Annotated in this window: 13 protein-coding genes; 4 read left to right on the forward strand and 9 right to left on the reverse strand. The window is 62.5% G+C overall.

Annotated elements, in window-relative coordinates; all coding sequences use genetic code 11:
- Positions 1-10: 10 nt before the first annotated feature.
- The 7 genes from LB533_RS06825 to LB533_RS06855 all read right to left on the reverse strand — a co-directional run bounded on the left by LB533_RS06825 (position 11) and on the right by LB533_RS06855 (position 7,912).
- Entirely contained in the window at positions 11-1,420 is a 1,410-nt protein-coding gene (locus tag LB533_RS06825) for an MmgE/PrpD family protein (protein ID WP_140638429.1), read from the reverse strand.
- Between the two features lie 240 nt (positions 1,421-1,660).
- The gene (locus tag LB533_RS06830) at positions 1,661-2,368 is read right to left on the reverse strand and encodes an FCD domain-containing protein (RefSeq protein WP_140638428.1); all 708 of its coding nucleotides are present in this window, start codon (positions 2,366-2,368) and stop codon (positions 1,661-1,663) included.
- A 212-nt stretch (positions 2,369-2,580) separates the two neighbouring features.
- Positions 2,581-4,251: an ABC transporter permease gene (locus LB533_RS06835; protein ID WP_224556918.1), complete on the reverse strand. Its 1,671-nt coding sequence runs from the start codon at positions 4,249-4,251 to the stop codon at positions 2,581-2,583.
- A 194-nt stretch (positions 4,252-4,445) separates the two neighbouring features.
- Complete coding sequence (locus LB533_RS06840; RefSeq protein ID WP_140551288.1) at positions 4,446-5,492, reverse strand: ABC transporter substrate-binding protein; 1,047 nt, start codon at positions 5,490-5,492, stop codon at positions 4,446-4,448.
- A 12-nt stretch (positions 5,493-5,504) separates the two neighbouring features.
- A complete protein-coding gene (locus tag LB533_RS06845; protein ID WP_140638426.1) occupies positions 5,505-6,572 on the reverse strand; it encodes an ABC transporter ATP-binding protein in 1,068 nt (355 codons plus the stop codon).
- A gap of 229 nt (positions 6,573-6,801) precedes the next feature.
- Complete coding sequence (locus LB533_RS06850; protein ID WP_140638425.1) at positions 6,802-7,341, reverse strand: chromate transporter; 540 nt, start codon at positions 7,339-7,341, stop codon at positions 6,802-6,804.
- Positions 7,328-7,912, reverse strand: coding sequence for a chromate transporter (locus LB533_RS06855; protein WP_140638424.1), 585 nt, complete (start codon positions 7,910-7,912; stop codon positions 7,328-7,330). Before LB533_RS06855 ends, LB533_RS06850 begins: the two co-directional genes overlap by 14 nt.
- 98 nt (positions 7,913-8,010) lie before the next feature.
- Between LB533_RS06855 and LB533_RS06860 the strand changes: the two genes are divergently transcribed.
- The 3 genes from LB533_RS06860 to LB533_RS06870 all read left to right on the forward strand — a co-directional run bounded on the left by LB533_RS06860 (position 8,011) and on the right by LB533_RS06870 (position 10,960).
- Positions 8,011-8,721 (forward strand): FCD domain-containing protein, encoded by a 711-nt coding sequence (locus tag LB533_RS06860; RefSeq protein ID WP_224676942.1) that lies wholly within the window; start codon positions 8,011-8,013, stop codon positions 8,719-8,721.
- 73 nt (positions 8,722-8,794) lie between these two features.
- Entirely contained in the window at positions 8,795-9,544 is a 750-nt protein-coding gene (locus LB533_RS06865) for an SDR family NAD(P)-dependent oxidoreductase (protein WP_224676943.1), read from the forward strand.
- Positions 9,545-9,616: 72 nt separating this feature from the next.
- Positions 9,617-10,960 carry an MmgE/PrpD family protein gene (locus LB533_RS06870; protein WP_140638421.1) on the forward strand — a complete coding sequence of 448 codons (1,344 nt, stop codon included), beginning with the start codon at positions 9,617-9,619 and terminating at the stop codon, positions 10,958-10,960.
- 77 nt (positions 10,961-11,037) lie between these two features.
- Here LB533_RS06870 and LB533_RS06875 read toward each other — a convergent pair whose 3' ends face one another.
- Positions 11,038-12,111: a tartrate dehydrogenase gene (locus LB533_RS06875; RefSeq protein ID WP_224659368.1), complete on the reverse strand. Its 1,074-nt coding sequence runs from the start codon at positions 12,109-12,111 to the stop codon at positions 11,038-11,040.
- Positions 12,112-12,152: 41 nt separating this feature from the next.
- Positions 12,153-13,208, reverse strand: a complete 1,056-nt coding sequence (locus LB533_RS06880; RefSeq protein WP_224676944.1) for a PdxA family protein — start codon at positions 13,206-13,208, stop codon at positions 12,153-12,155.
- A gap of 171 nt (positions 13,209-13,379) precedes the next feature.
- Between LB533_RS06880 and LB533_RS06885 the strand changes: the two genes are divergently transcribed.
- Positions 13,380-14,345, forward strand: coding sequence for an alpha/beta fold hydrolase (locus tag LB533_RS06885; RefSeq protein ID WP_224556920.1), 966 nt, complete (start codon positions 13,380-13,382; stop codon positions 14,343-14,345).
- The last annotated feature ends 13 nt before the right edge of the window (positions 14,346-14,358 follow it).

Genomic DNA, 14,358 nt, shown 5'->3' on the forward strand with positions numbered 1-14,358 from the left:
TGGAGACCTGTTAGCCGGCCTTGGCGACGAGGCTCATCAGCCGCTCCAGCGAGGGCTGCCGCTCCAGGTCGCGCACCAGCGCGACGACCTCGTCCGCCGCCGAACGGGCAAGGCGGGCATGAGCAGCATTGTCCCTGAACTTGTCGGCAACCTCCTCGTAGCTCATCGGGTTGGCCGGACTGCCCTTTCCGAAGTCGGCCTCGCCGTGAATGACACGGCCGTCATTGAGCGTGATATCGATGATCGTCGTCATCTTGTGATAGCCGGCCTTCTCGGCCTTTTCGTCGATTACGAAATCCACTTTGTCGATCATGGCTTTGACATCGGCCCGCTGCGTCGTCGCGTCGGTGAACTCGCCAAGCCCGGCCTTGCCGTCGAGCAGCAGGATGGCCATGCAGAACTCCATCGAGAACTTGGCCTGGAGTTCGTCATGCGGATTGTGATGGATCAGGGCATTCGGCATGTTCGAGTTGGTGCCGACCCGCACGCGCTTCACGTCAGCGGCCTTGATATCGTTCTCACGGATAAGGCGCGCCATCTCGGTCATGCCGGGATGGGTCAACGACCCCGAGGGATGCGGCTTGATCGAGATGCCGGGGTCGGCGAACGTCCACGGCGCGCCAAGGCGTCCACGGATGGCGTTCTCGTCGTAACCGCCGCCGGCGGCCTGGAAGAAGCCGCGCGGGGCCTCCAGGATCTTGTCGGTGGCAGTCCATCCATGGGCGGCGAACTGCGCGGCGGCGACGCCGCTTTCCGATGCGCGGCCCGCATGGAACGGCTTGGTCATCGTGCCGAAATTCTCGCGCAGGCCGGCCGACTGGCTGCCGGCGATCGAAAGAGCGCGCGCCGTGGTCTTGGCATCGAAGCGAAGAAGCGAGGCCGCGGCCGAAGCGGCGGCGAACGTGCCGCAAGTGGCCGTCGCGTGAAATCCTGTCTGATAGTGGCGAGGCGCGATCGCTTCGGCGATCTTGCACTCGACCTCGACCCCGAGATGGTAGGCCAGCATGACCTCCCTGCCCGAGGCGCCCACCAGTTCGCCGACGGCCAGTGCCGCGGGCAATGCCGGCGCCGTCGGATGGGTCAGCAAGCCGTAGACGCGATCGGAAGCGACGGCCAGCTGGGTGTCGTCATAGTCATCGGCATGAATGCCGACGCCATTCGCGAACGCGGCAAAGCGCGGCGCAACCTTGCGGCCTGCGCCGATCACCGTCGCGGCGCCAGGCATCAACCCGAGTTCGTCGAGATGGCGGCGCACAAGGTCGCCGCTTTGCGCGACGGAGCCCGAAAGAGCAAGCCCGATGCCGTCCAGTATCGACTTCTTGCCGAGAGCGATGACGTCATCCGGCAGATCCTGCGGAGTGGCTGCTGCGACGAACTCCGCCACGTATTTCGTGAGACCTGCCTGTGCCATGTCGTGCATTGAAAATCCTCTCCGTCGACCGTGCCCGCGAACCAAGAACCCGCTCGCGCGGGCTTGCTTGCTAAGGTTGCGAGCAGGACTAAGAAAGCAGTTTTGGTAAACTGTCAACAATTTTTTGTCGACAAAATGAAGCCCGTCCAGCCTGGAGCTATGGGACGGAAATGACGAGCGCAGGCCACAATCGGCGCATTCTCGCGCTTCAGGCGAATTCGCCTTCTTCCGAGAAACGTCCTACGGCAGTCAGTCCGAGGAGTGTCGCAACGCCACGGTTGCCCGGCGCGTGCGCGAGGTTCCGTTGACGATGTGCTCGCGCCCGGCTGCGAAGGCCCGCTGCGGATCGCGTGCGGCAACGGCGTCCACGATGGCCCGGTGCTCGCGATTGGATATATCGAGCACGTCGCCACTCGCCAGTGCGCGGTAGCGCTGGATGTGGAGTTCCCGTGCAAGGCCGAGATAGATCTGCGCCAGGCGGCCGTTGCCGCACATCCTCGCCAGTTCCGAATGGAACTCCAGATTGACCGGATAGTACTGGCTCACCTCGCCGATCTTCGCCAGTTCGTCCATGCGGTCGACGAGCGCGCGCAATTTGGCGATTTCGGGATCGGTGATCTTCTCCGCGACGCTCATGGTCATGCACGCGAAGATGCAGGCGCGCGCTTCCGACACATCGCGAGCCTCTTCTTCGCTGAGCTCGCGCACGAAAAAGCCCCGATTGGGGATCACCTGGATCAGCCCCAGAGCTGCCAGCGCGCTGCACGCTTCCCGGATCGGCCCCCGACTGACCTTGAGCTGCTGGGCCAGCGCGTTTTCGTTGATCCGTTCGTTGGGCGTGAATTCTCCCTCGACGATCATTCGCTCTATTTCGTGCTGCACGACATTGGCGAGCGAGCGCGTGCGTAAAAAGTCGATGGGCGAAAATCCCGACATGTTTTCGGTTTCGTTAGCCATGAGCCCGAATTCCGTTCAATGCCCCGCGGACGACACGATTTGCCTGATCCGGCCTCGCTGGCCGCGAACACTTTGCCTGGCCATCATCCACGGTTTGATCTCCTTCGTCCAATTGATGCCGACGACATCCAAGCAGGACCATGACTGAGACATACTTCCTCTTGTCAAGCGAAACGCGGACAATTGCTGTGGAATCAAGACCGGCATCCACCTCAGCCACCGCTCCTGGGAGGCGCTCCGCCGAGAACCGGGACCTTGTTCGCGATAAAGACAACGGTGAACGAAACCACCAGCAGCAAGATGCCGAGTACCGCAATCGCTCCGTAGTCGCCGCTTTCGTTGAGATCGTAGATGATGACTGAGACCAACTTGGTCTGCGCGGTCGTCAGAAGCACTGTCGCCGACAACTCCCGGATGGTGCCGATGAAAACGAAGCACCAGGCCGCGATCAGACTGGTACGCAGCAACGGCGCCGTGATCTGCCACAAGGTCTTCAGGCGAGTGGCGCCGAGAATGCGGCTGGCTTCCTCCAGTTCCGGATGCACGCCATGGAAAGCCGATGACAATTGCTGATAGCCGGCCGGAAGCTCGATCGTCAGGAAGGCGATCAGCAGGATCCACAAGGTGCCGTAGAGGCCGAATGTCGGGTTGGCATAGGCGAGGAAAAGCCCGACGCCGAGCACAATGCCCGGAATGGCTATCGGCGCGGTTGCCAGCACGCCCAAAAATGCCGCGCCCGGCGCGGCGCGGCGGGCAACCAGATACGACACCACAAGCGCGATGCCGGTCGCGATCGTTGCCGTCGACAAACCAAGGATCAAGGTGTTCCAGATGGCGAGCCGCGTGCTGGAAAATTCGAAGAGCACGAAATGAAAATTATGGAGCGTCAACGAACTCCAGCTCAGCGGCTCGGAAATATTGTGCGTCAGAGCCACTTTGAGCAGAGCGAGATAGGGAAACAGGACCGTCACGCACAGGATGAACAACACATATGCGCCGGCCAGCCATTTCCAGTTGCCCAGCTTCACGCGCCGCGGCGTGCCGCTCTTGCCGCCGAGCACGGTATAGCCGCGGCGCCCGAGCAGCCATCTCTGCCCCCAGAGCAGGAGCATGGTGACCACGAGCAGGGGCACGGCACTGGCCGCGGCGAGATCGAGCCGCGGCGGAAACTGGAAATAGCTCCAGATCTTGGTGGTGATGACGTGGAAGCCGGCCGGCAGCGCCAGGATCGCCGGCGAGCCGAACATAGTGAAGGCCTGGACGATGGCGACCAGGGACCCGGCCAGCATGGCAGGCAGCACCATGGGCAATGTCACCCGCCGCAATGTCGTGCCGGGCTTGCCGCCGAGGATCGCCGATGCCTCTTCGAGGTCGGATGGCACCTTGTCGAAGGCGTTGGCCACCAGCGTGAAGACGAAGGGAAACGAATAACAGGTGACCGCGAAGACCAGCCCGGTGAAGGTGTAGATATCGAACAGGCTTTGCGACTGGTCGAGGCCGAAGGCCCAGCGATAGATATTGTTGAGAATACCGCTGTTCGGCGCGGCCAGCATTGCCCAGGCAATGGCGCCCAGGAAGGGCGGCGTCACGAACGATGCCGTCACCAGACTGCGGACAAGGCGCTGCCCCGGCATGTCGGTGCGCGCGACAAGCCAGGCCAGCGGCGTGGCGACGAGACACGAGAACAGGCCGACGCAGCCGGCCATGCCGAGCGCGATGAGGAACGCCCGGCGAATTGTGGCGTCGGTAAAGAGGCGGGCGAAATTCGCCAGGGTCAGGGAACCCGCCTTGTTGGTGATGCTGTAGTAGCCCAGCCAGAACAATGGCAGCAGCACCAACACGCACAGGATGCCGGCCAGCAGCACGAAAAGAGGTGTCGACAAATCGAACCTGCCGAGGCGCCGCCTTGTGGCGGAATCGGGGGACAATGCAGCGATGGTCACCTGGTCACCTCTGAGCTTGATTTGATATCGGCAGAACACCCCCGGCCCGACCCGGGATCTTGCGATGTCGCCCATGACGACATCGCAAAATCATTTCATTCCGCCACCGGTCCAACTTGACGGCGAACCGCTACTCACGTGCCGAAATACTCTTCGTATTTCTGCTTGATCTCTTCGATGGCGTCGCGAACGTTCGCCGGGTCGGACTCAAGCAGCTTGATCTGGGAAAGCGGCGTGCGGTTGGATTTTTCCTTCACGTCCGGCCGGACCGAACGCAGACCGCCGAAATCGTCGTTCAATTGCTGGGCTTCCTGCGAGAACATGAAGGAATAGAAAAGCTTGGCTGCGTTTGGATGAGGAGCGTAAGCCAGGATGGCGGCGTTGCCGTAGGCGATGGAGGTTCCTTCCGCCGGATAGACCGCCTTGATCGGCACGCCTTTGTCCTGGAGGATGAACACGTTGTACTCATTGCCATCAGCCTGGATCGGGCGCTCGCCCTGGGCAAGGACCTTCGGCGGCTCCGTCGAGGACTGGACCTGCATGACGCCCTGCTTGCCCAGTTTCTCGAAATAGTCCCATCCGAGAAGCTGGCTGAGGGCATAGGTCGCGGTCATCACATTGCCGCTGTAGCCGGGATGCGACTTGACCAGCTTGTCCTTATATTTGGGATCGAGCAGATCGGTCCAGGTCTTTGGCGCGTCCTCTTCCTTCACCAAGTCGGTCCGGTAGGCGATGACGGTCAGCGTGGCGCGGAAAGCCGCATAGAGCCCGTCGGGGTCACGATCCTTTTCCGGCCACATCTTGGCCACGTCCTCGGGAACGGCCGGCGTCAGCCAGTTCTGATCCTTGAATGTGAGGAAGTGGGATGCGTCGGAGGTCTCGATGACATCGGCATTGTGGATGCCGCTCGAATATTCCTGCCCTATGCGCTGAAAGACGCGTTCGGAACCAGCCCTCTCCACCTGGACCTTGATGCCGGGATAATGCGCCTCGAAGGCGGAGCCCAGTTTCTCGGCAACCTGCACGTCGGTGGAGGTGTAGTAGACGACCGAGCCCTCCTTGGTTGCCGCCGCAACCAGCTCGTCCGTCACGTGGTAGGGCTCCGGCGGGGCCGCCCAGGCCACCTGGCTCCACGCCAAGGCTGCCAAAAGCGCGCCTGCTGCGACTTTCGTGTTCGACATGTCTCTCTCCCTTTAGTGCGCGAGCGCCCGGCAGCGATCAGGTGGGCAATGAAGCCAAATTTGCTGGTTTTCCGGGACCGCGACATCGACGGGCGCAATCGCCCGCACGGTTTCGCCACCTGATAAATTGACGAGATAGTCGCGATGCGACCCGAGATAGACCTGGCGCAGCACCTTCCCGGTGGCCCAGTTGCTCGGATCGCCTTTCGGCTTCTCGTTCGTGAGGTGCAGGTCGTGATGCCGCACCGACACCGCGGTCTGGCCGTTGGAGGCGTAGTCGCCGCTGCCGCAGCGCAGCACCAGGCCATTGCCGCAATCGACGGTGTCCGTTCCGATCCGCTTGCCCTTGAAGATATTGGTGCCGCCGATGAACTGCGCGACGAATTCCGAGCGCGGCCGTTCGTAGATGTCCTCGGGAGAACCAGCCTGCTCGACATTGCCCTGGTTCATCACCACGATGACATCGGCGGCGGTCATGGCCTCGGTCTGATCGTGAGTGACGTAGACGGTCGTGTAGCGGAACTCGTCGTGAAGCCGACGGATTTCAAACCGCATCTCCTCGCGAAGATTGGCGTCGAGATTGGAAAGCGGCTCGTCGAGCAGCAGCGTCTCCGGCTCGATGACAAGCGCCCTGGCAAGCGAAACACGCTGCTGCTGACCGCCCGACAATTCGCCCGGATAGCGCTCAGCCAGTTTTTCGAGCTTGGTCGCATGGAGGATGCGACCGGCCTTAGCCTGGATGTCGCTCTTTCCCATGCGGCGGAGCCGCAGGCCGTAGGCGACGTTCTCGAACACGGTCATATGCGGCCAGAGCGCATAGCTTTGGAAGATCATCGACATGTTGCGGGCTTCCGGAGGCTCGCTGGCATGCGGCGACGACACCACACGGCCGCCGACGCGGATCTGACCATCCGACGGCTGAACGAACCCGGCGACCAGGCGCAAGGTGGTGGTCTTGCCACAGCCCGATGGTCCGAGCAGGCACACCAGCTTGCCCTTCTCGATAGAGAGATCGACCTGATTGACGACGGTCAACTTCCCGTAGCGCTTGGTCAGATTGTCGAGTTCCACAAAGGCCATGGGTCCTCCCGAACACTCACTCACAAGCGATGTGCCTGCGCCTCTTCCCCAAGGTCGGTCTAATTTTGTTAATTGTCAACAATTAACTGACGACTATCTGCATTGTCGTTGAGGGCAGAGGCATTTGTCGGCCGGAATTGCCGGGCGCCTCGCGTCGAAACGGATCCGTGCGACGCGCTTCGGCTCTTCTCCATGCCTTGTCGCTGTCCCAAAATTTGGGCGACATGCGTTATCCTACAGCCATCAGCAGACCGCAAAAGAGGACCGATCCCACGACCATCAGCGTCAAGGGCCCCAAACGAACCCTACGCGCCGCAACGGCGACCATGATGGCCACGCACCAGGCGATCCAGCCGCCTTTCGCGTTGCTCAGGAGAGCCGAGACGCTGGACAGCACCAGCCCCGCGGCGAGCGGCGCCAAACCATAGACCAGGGCGCCTTGCCATGCCGCATCCGGACGGCTGTGCCAGAAATGCGCGATCACGATCACCAGCAGCGAGGACGGCGCAAAGATCGCGATCGTCGAAACGACTGCCCCCGCCCATCCGGCAAGGTGCCAACCCATCAGCGTGACGATCAGGGTTCCCGGTCCGGGTGCGACGCGGGAGATGGCAAACATATCGAGGAAAGCCTTGTTGGTCAGCCAGTGCCGGTCATCGACGACGCTGTGCTGCAATTCGCCCAGAATGGAGGATCCGCCGCCGATGGCCATCAATGACAAGGGTGCGAACACCAGACACAGGGTAAGAAGCAGATTATCGTCTTTCATGCCGTTTTCTTACAAAGCCGATGCCGATGCCGATGGGCGCCAGCACCGCAACGATGACGAGAGCAGAAAGATGAAAGACCGATGCGCCGACCAGCGTGCAGGCAAACAGGACTGTTGAAATGACGTCGATGCAGGCATATCGCATGGCAAGATAGCCGACGGAAAGCGACAGTCCGGCTGCCGCGACGGCGAGGCCCGCAAGCAGCGCGCCGATCGCGGGATCGGCGCTGAGCCTCAGCACGACATTTCCTATCAGGATGATTGCGATGGCCGGGGGCAGGACCACTGCCAACAGCGCCACGAAGGCTCCGACGAAACCTCTGAGTTGATATCCGAGCCAGAGCGCCAAGTTTGCAACGTTGACTCCGGGCAAGGACTGGGCAAGCGCCAGTCCGGACAGAAACTGCCTGTCGGTGAACCAGCCCCGATTCACCACGAATTCCGTGTGCATCATGCCGTTCACGCCCCCGCCAATGCTGGTGATGCCGAGCTTGGCAAACGCCAGGAAGAGTTCGAAAAGGCTTGGCGAAGGCAACGCATCCTTCACCAGCGGGATGTCCGCCTGAGGCATGAAACTCCGGTTCTCCAGCTTGCGGCCAGCAATGATCCTGCCTGTCAGTCGCACTGTATTCTGTTGACAGTTTGCAGTAAATAGTAGATCACGATCCGATGAGGGCCGAGCTTGAGTTTCTTCAGAACCACTCCCTGACGAGCGTCCTGCGGCGCGAGTTGGAGAGCCTCATCCTGTCGGGAGAATTCGCCCCGGGTGAGAGGCTGAACGAGAATTCGCTGGCGACCCGCTTTTCGGTGAGCCGCGGTCCCATCCGCGAAGTGTGCCGCGCGCTTGCCGAGAAAGGCCTACTCGAGCTTGTCCCCAACAGGGGCGTGTTCATGCGCAGGATCGACGAGGAGCAGGCCGCCGAGCTTTACGACGTGCGCGCGGGGTTATTCGCGTCGGCGGCGCGCCTCCTGGCCACGAAGGTCACGGCGGCGCATATTTCGGAACTGGAGCGCTTGCTCGACGGCATGGAGGAGGCGGTCGCCATGCATTCGCTCGATGCCTACTACCCGCTCAATCTGGAATTCCACGATTCGATCCTGCGCTTCGCGGGCAACGGCCGGCTGCACAAGGCCTATTCCGAACTCGTCAAGGAACTGCACCTGTTTCGGGAGCGCGCGCTGCTGCAAGGCGGTGGCCTCTCCGTGTCCAATATTGAGCACCGCCGCATCGTTGCGGCATTGCGAAACGGCGACGCGACAGCCGCCATGGAGGCAGCCTTCCTGCATGTGATGAGCGGCAAGAGCCGCATGACCCTGCCGGCAGCGGCCGTCCCTGGACATTCGAGCGGCAACGCGCCCGACACCGGGGATCTCGCATGAACCGCTCCGATTGGTCTCGAGAAATGCCTTCAATGGCAGTGGCCGGCCCGGACTGGTCCGACGGGAGCTTGGCATGAACGGCGGACGGGAACTGGAAGGACGCGTCGCCATCGTAACGGGAGCCGCCCGCAATATCGGGCGCATCATGGCGCTGGAGCTTGCTGGCGCCGGGGCCGCCGTGGTCGTGAACGCACGCAGCTCCCGGGCTGAAGCCCAGTCCGTCGTCAATGAGATCGCGGCCGCCGGAGGGAGGGCCAGGGCTGTCCTGGCCGACATCGTCGATCCGGAGGCAGTCGACGCGCTGATCGGCGCGACCGTTCGGGAATTCGGCGGCATAGACATTCTCGTCAACAGCGCCGCCGTACGACATGAAACCGCGTTCGAGGATATGAGCTTCACTGAGTGGCGCGAGGTGCTTTCGATCATCCTCGACGGCGCGTTCCTGACCGCCCATGCGGCGCTCCCGCACCTCAAGAAGTCAGGACAGGGAGCAGTGATCAACATCGGTGGCCTGTCGGCGCATACCGGCGCCGGCGGACGCGCTCATGTCGTGACCGCGAAGGCGGGCCTGTCCGGCTTCACGCGCGCCCTCGCCCATGACCTTGCCGACGACGGTATCACCGTCAATTGCGTTTCGCCCGGCATGATCGACACAGTGCGGGCAGGCGGAGAACCTTCTCACCACGTCGGGAAACTGCCACCTGTCGGCCGGCTTGGAACGCCGCAGGAAGTCGCCTCGCTCGTGCGCTATCTCTGCGGCCCCGCGGCCCGCTACATCACCGGCCAGACCGTTCACGTCAACGGCGGCGCCTTCATGGCGTGATCCGCGCCAATCACCAGCAAAGCACGCCGGCAGGCCAGGCAGTCCTGTGCAACGGTAATCCAGGGAGATCAAATGATTGACGTCACCGCCACGCTGGCCCGCTATGTCGTGTCGGCATCCGCAGACAGCGTGCCCGGTAATGTCCGGCGCGAAGCGGTACGCTCCTTCCTCAACTGGACAGGCTGTGCGGTAGGTGGCTCGCAACATGCGAGCGTCGATATTGCGCTCGCGGCTGTGTCGCCGTTTGCCGGCAAGGATCAGGCTGCCATATTGGGCCGCGACGAACGATTGGACGCACTCAACGCCGCGCTTCTCAACGGCATCGCCAGCCATGTTTTCGATTTCGACGATACGCATCTGCGCACCATCATCCATCCCGCCGGGCCGGTCGCCTCCGCGATCCTGAGCCTTGCGCAACTGCGGCCGGTAAGCGGCCGTGATCTGCTGCATGCCTTCATCCTCGGCGTCGAGGTCGAATGCCGCATCGGCAATGCGGTCTACCCCGCGCATTACGACATCGGCTGGCACATCACCGGAACGGCCGGCGTCTTTGGCGCCGCCGCCGCAGCGGGGCGGCTGCTTGGCCTCACCGAACAGCAGATGATCTGGGCGCTCGGCATAGCCGGAACGCAGTCTTCGGGTTTCCGCGAGATGTTCGGCACCATGTGCAAGAGCTTCCATCCGGGCCGCGCGGCGCAAAACGGACTGCTCTCCGCCTTTATGGCGCAACGCGATTTCACCTCGTCAAATCGCGTGCTCGAGGCCCCGCGCGGTTTCGCCCACGTCATGTCGACCGAACGCAATTTCGACGAGATCACCAAAGGTCTGGGCGAGAGCTTCGAGATCGCGCTGAACACCTATAAGCCGTTTGCCTGCGGCATCGTCATCCACCCGATCATCGACGGCTGTGTGCAATTGCGCAACGAGTTCGGACTGACGGCCGCGCAGATCGAAGGCATTGAGTTGGAAGTCGATCCGCTGGTGCTCGAGCTGACCGGCAAGAAGACGCCGACAGTCGGTCTCGAAGGCAAGTTCAGCGTCTACCATTCGGCAGCGGTGGCCATCATCGAAGGACGCGCCGGCGAGGAGGAATACAGCGATGCGAGCGTGCGCGACCCGGAGGTGATTGCGCTGCGCGACCGCGTGAGTGCAGCGGCATCGCAAAGCGTCGCCGAAGACGAATGTCACGTGACGATCAGGCTCAAGGACGGCCGCGTCCTGAGGAAACATGTCGAGCATGCGATCGGCAGCCTGGCGCGGCCGATGACCGACGACGATCTGAACGCAAAGTTCGGCGGGCTTGCCGAACCGGTTCTGGGCGCTACGGCAACGGCGCGCCTGCGGGATCTGTGCTGGGAGATAGAGACGCTCGAAGACGCCGCCGCCATCGCCCGCGCCGCAACCCCCGTGGGCTGAACGGGTTTCATGCCGCCACGGCGGTCAATCTCGCCGATGCAAACACCCTCTCTGCCCTGGTGCCGACGACCTGAAGGTCAAAGTGCCGCGGCGATCGCCTTGCCACACTCAACGGTGTTTGCGGCGCCGCCAAGGTCGCGCGTACGCAGCGAAGGCTCGGCGAGAATGGTCTCGATCGCCGAAACGATCCCGGCGGCCGCCTCAGCCTGCCCGAGATGGTCGAGCATCATCGCGGCCGACCAGATCTGCCCGACGGGATTTGCAATCCCCTGCCCCGCAATATCCGGCGCCGAGCCGTGAACCGGCTCGAACAGGGACGGAAAATTACGGTCGGGATTGATATTGGCGCTGGGTGCGATGCCGATCGTTCCCGTGCAGGCCGGGCCGAGATCGGACAGAATGTCGCCGAAAAGGTTGGAGGCGACGACGACGTCGAACCAGTCGGGATGAAGCACGAACTGGGCCGTCAGGATATCGATGTGGTATTTGTCCCAGCGCACATCGGGAAAAGCCTTGGCCATTTCCTCCACGCGCTCGTCCCAATAGGGCATGCTGATCGAGATGCCGTTCGACTTGGTCGCCGAGGTCAGGTGTTTGCGCTTGCCCTTGGCGGCAAGCTCGAACGCGAACCTCAGCACACGATCGACGCCAATGCGCGTCATGACTGTTTCCTGCACCACCACTTCGCGCTCGGTGCCCGGGAAGATGCGGCCGCCTATCGAAGAATACTCGCCTTCGGTGTTTTCGCGCACCACCCAGAAATCGATATCGCCTGGGCCGCGCCCGGCGAGCGGGCTCGGCACACCCGGCATCAGGCGCACCGGCCGCAGGTTGACATATTGATCGAACTCGCGCCTGAACTGGAGAAGCGACCCCCACAGCGAGACGTGGTCGGGCACGCCGGCAGGCCAGCCGACGGCGCCAAAGAAGATCGCGTCATGCGATCCGATCCTTGCCTTCCAGTCCTCGGGCAGCATCCGGCCGTGACGGGCGTAATAATCGTAGGAGGCGAAATCGAACCAGTCGAATGACAGGCCGATGCCGAAGCGCGAAGCGACCTTTTCCAGGACGCGTACGCCCTCGGGCACGACCTCCTTGCCGATGCCATCGCCGGGGATGACCGCGATGCGGAAACTGTTGGATTTCGTCATTTGGCTTCCAGTTGGTTTCAGGGCCAGTTGGCCGACATCGGTCAGGCTGCAGCCTGGCGTTCCGCGTTTTTGCGGCGCGCAAGCTGGGCCGCAAGTCGAACCGCACTCTCCAGCGCACCTGTCGAGGCGACGCCTTTGCCGACGATGTCGAAGGCGGTTCCGTGCGCCGGCGTGGTGAAGACGGTTTCGAGGCCGGCCGTGACAGTCACGCCGCGATTGAAGCCGCGCAGCTTGGTCGCGATCTGCCCCTGATCATGGTACATCGCGACCACACTGTCATATTCGCCGGCGAAAGCCTTGATGTAGATGGTGTCGGCGGGGAAAGGCCCGCTGCAATCGATGCCCGTTGCCGCGGCGGCCTTGACCGCCGGACCGATCAGATCGATCTCCTCGCGTCCGAACAGCCCGTTCTCGCCGGCATGCGGGTTGAGGGCCGCGACGGCGATACGCGGCTTCTTCATGCCGGCGCGGCGCATGGTGCGGTCAACGAGTTGGATTGCCTCGATGATGCTGTCATGGGTGATCTGGTCGAGAGCCGTGCGCATGGAAACGTGCGAGGTGACGCGCGACATCCATTGGCCGTCGAGCACGTTCATCTCGGAGAAATATCCTTTGTGTTCCAGCAAATGGGCAAACATCTTGTGCTCGTCCGGAAATTTCCAGCCGCCGGCATGAAGCGCCGCCTTGTTCAGCGGTGCGAAGGTGATGCCGTCCACTTCGCCCTTCATCGCCAGCCGCACGGCGGCGGCCAACGTGTCTCCGGTCAGCTTTCCGGACTCGGCGGAAACCACACCGCGCGGCAAGGCCGCGGGATCGATGTTGCCGAGGTCGATGACAGGCGTCTGAGCTGCGCTCCAGTCGATCGAGGCGACCTCCGGCACGGTCTTGATGGAGAGAGACACGCCGGCATCGCGGGCGCCCATCTCCAGGACACGCCGGTCGCCGAGAACGACAATGCGCGCAGCATCGGAAAGCCGGCCATCCGACAGCACGCGCGCAACGAGTTCCGGGCCGATGCCCGTCATATCGCCAGGCAAGAGGGCCAGGCAAGGCAGCGGCGAAGCGGCTTTGGGCGAGGACTTATCTGAATCTGGCATGGACACGCCCCCTTCGGCTCGGCGGTGGCAAGGCCACCCGATAGTGGCCGCGCAAGCCTTGCTTGGCGACCTGGTGCGATGTTGCGCTGCATCGAAAAAAAGTCAACTGAAAATTGTTGACAGTATTCAATTTGAAGGCGAGGTTTAGGGGACAGAGCTCGGGAGAACCTTATGGCCAGTCAAAACACCTCGGACGTCGCCGCCGCATCCCTCATGCCCCCCCTGGAGAAGGAGCATCGGGGCCTGATGGAGGGATTTTCCTACAGGAGGATCAAGACCAGGGGAGCCGAGATCAATGTCGCGATCGCGGGCTCAGGCCCGGCATTGCTGCTGGTCCACGGCAATCCGTTGACGCATGTCAGTTGGCACCGGATCGCGCCTTCGCTGGCGAAATCCTTCACGGTGGTTGCCATCGACCTGCGCGGCTACGGCGACAGTTCGAAGCCCGACGGCGGCCCTGACCATGCCGCGTACAGTTTCCGCGCCATGGGCGAAGACGCCTTCGACGTGATGAGCGAACTCGGCTTTGAAAAATTCGCGCTTGCCGGCCATGACCGCGGCGCCCGCGTCGGCTTCCGTATGGCGCTCGATCGGCCTGACAGGATCACGCGCTTCTGCGCGCTCGATATCATCCCGACCTACCATCTTCTCACCAACGTCACCCTAGGTTGGGGGCTGGAAAGCTATCACTGGTTCTTCATGGCGCAGAAGGCGCCGTTCCCGGAAAAGCTGATTTGCGCAGACCTCGATTACTACATCCAGTACAAGCTCAACAAGAAGGGCGTTGGGCTGGAGATATTCACGCCGGAAGCCTTCAAGGAATATGCCCGCTGCACGACGCCTGAGCAGATCCACGCGGTGTGCGAGGACTACCGGGCGACCGTGACACTCGACCTCGCCATGGACACAGCCGATTTCGGCAAGAAGAAGATCGGATGCCCGGTCATGGTGATCTGGGGCAGCAACAGTCATGTCGGACGCCATCTCACGCCTATCGAGGCATGGGCCCCCTGGGCGCCGGACCTTAGAGGCTGGGCCATTCCGACGGGCCACTACCCGGCCGAGCACCGTCCCGACCTGATCTATGAAAGCTTCTGGACGTTCTTCAAAGGCGGCGAGCCGAAGCCCTACCGCTGATAATGCCCGGCGG

Source organism: Mesorhizobium sp. BR1-1-13, from assembly GCF_020165515.1.
In the GTDB taxonomy this organism is placed as follows: domain Bacteria; phylum Pseudomonadota; class Alphaproteobacteria; order Rhizobiales; family Rhizobiaceae; genus Mesorhizobium.

Excerpts from the sequence above, each read along its gene's own strand:
- LB533_RS06825 (WP_140638429.1), bottom strand. The coding sequence starts at position 1,420 with ATGCACGACATGGCACAGGCAGGTCTCACGAAATACGTGGCGGAGTTC.
- LB533_RS06830 (WP_140638428.1), bottom strand. The coding sequence starts at position 2,368 with ATGGCTAACGAAACCGAAAACATGTCGGGATTTTCGCCCATCGACTTT.
- LB533_RS06840 (WP_140551288.1), bottom strand. The coding sequence starts at position 5,492 with ATGTCGAACACGAAAGTCGCAGCAGGCGCGCTTTTGGCAGCCTTGGCG.
- LB533_RS06845 (WP_140638426.1), bottom strand. The coding sequence starts at position 6,572 with ATGGCCTTTGTGGAACTCGACAATCTGACCAAGCGCTACGGGAAGTTG.
- LB533_RS06850 (WP_140638425.1), bottom strand. The coding sequence starts at position 7,341 with ATGAAAGACGATAATCTGCTTCTTACCCTGTGTCTGGTGTTCGCACCC.
- LB533_RS06855 (WP_140638424.1), bottom strand. The coding sequence starts at position 7,912 with ATGCCTCAGGCGGACATCCCGCTGGTGAAGGATGCGTTGCCTTCGCCA.
- LB533_RS06860 (WP_224676942.1), top strand. The coding sequence starts at position 8,011 with ATGAGGGCCGAGCTTGAGTTTCTTCAGAACCACTCCCTGACGAGCGTC.
- LB533_RS06865 (WP_224676943.1), top strand. The coding sequence starts at position 8,795 with ATGAACGGCGGACGGGAACTGGAAGGACGCGTCGCCATCGTAACGGGA.
- LB533_RS06870 (WP_140638421.1), top strand. The coding sequence starts at position 9,617 with ATGATTGACGTCACCGCCACGCTGGCCCGCTATGTCGTGTCGGCATCC.
- LB533_RS06875 (WP_224659368.1), bottom strand. The coding sequence starts at position 12,111 with ATGACGAAATCCAACAGTTTCCGCATCGCGGTCATCCCCGGCGATGGC.
- LB533_RS06880 (WP_224676944.1), bottom strand. The coding sequence starts at position 13,208 with ATGCCAGATTCAGATAAGTCCTCGCCCAAAGCCGCTTCGCCGCTGCCT.
- LB533_RS06885 (WP_224556920.1), top strand. The coding sequence starts at position 13,380 with ATGGCCAGTCAAAACACCTCGGACGTCGCCGCCGCATCCCTCATGCCC.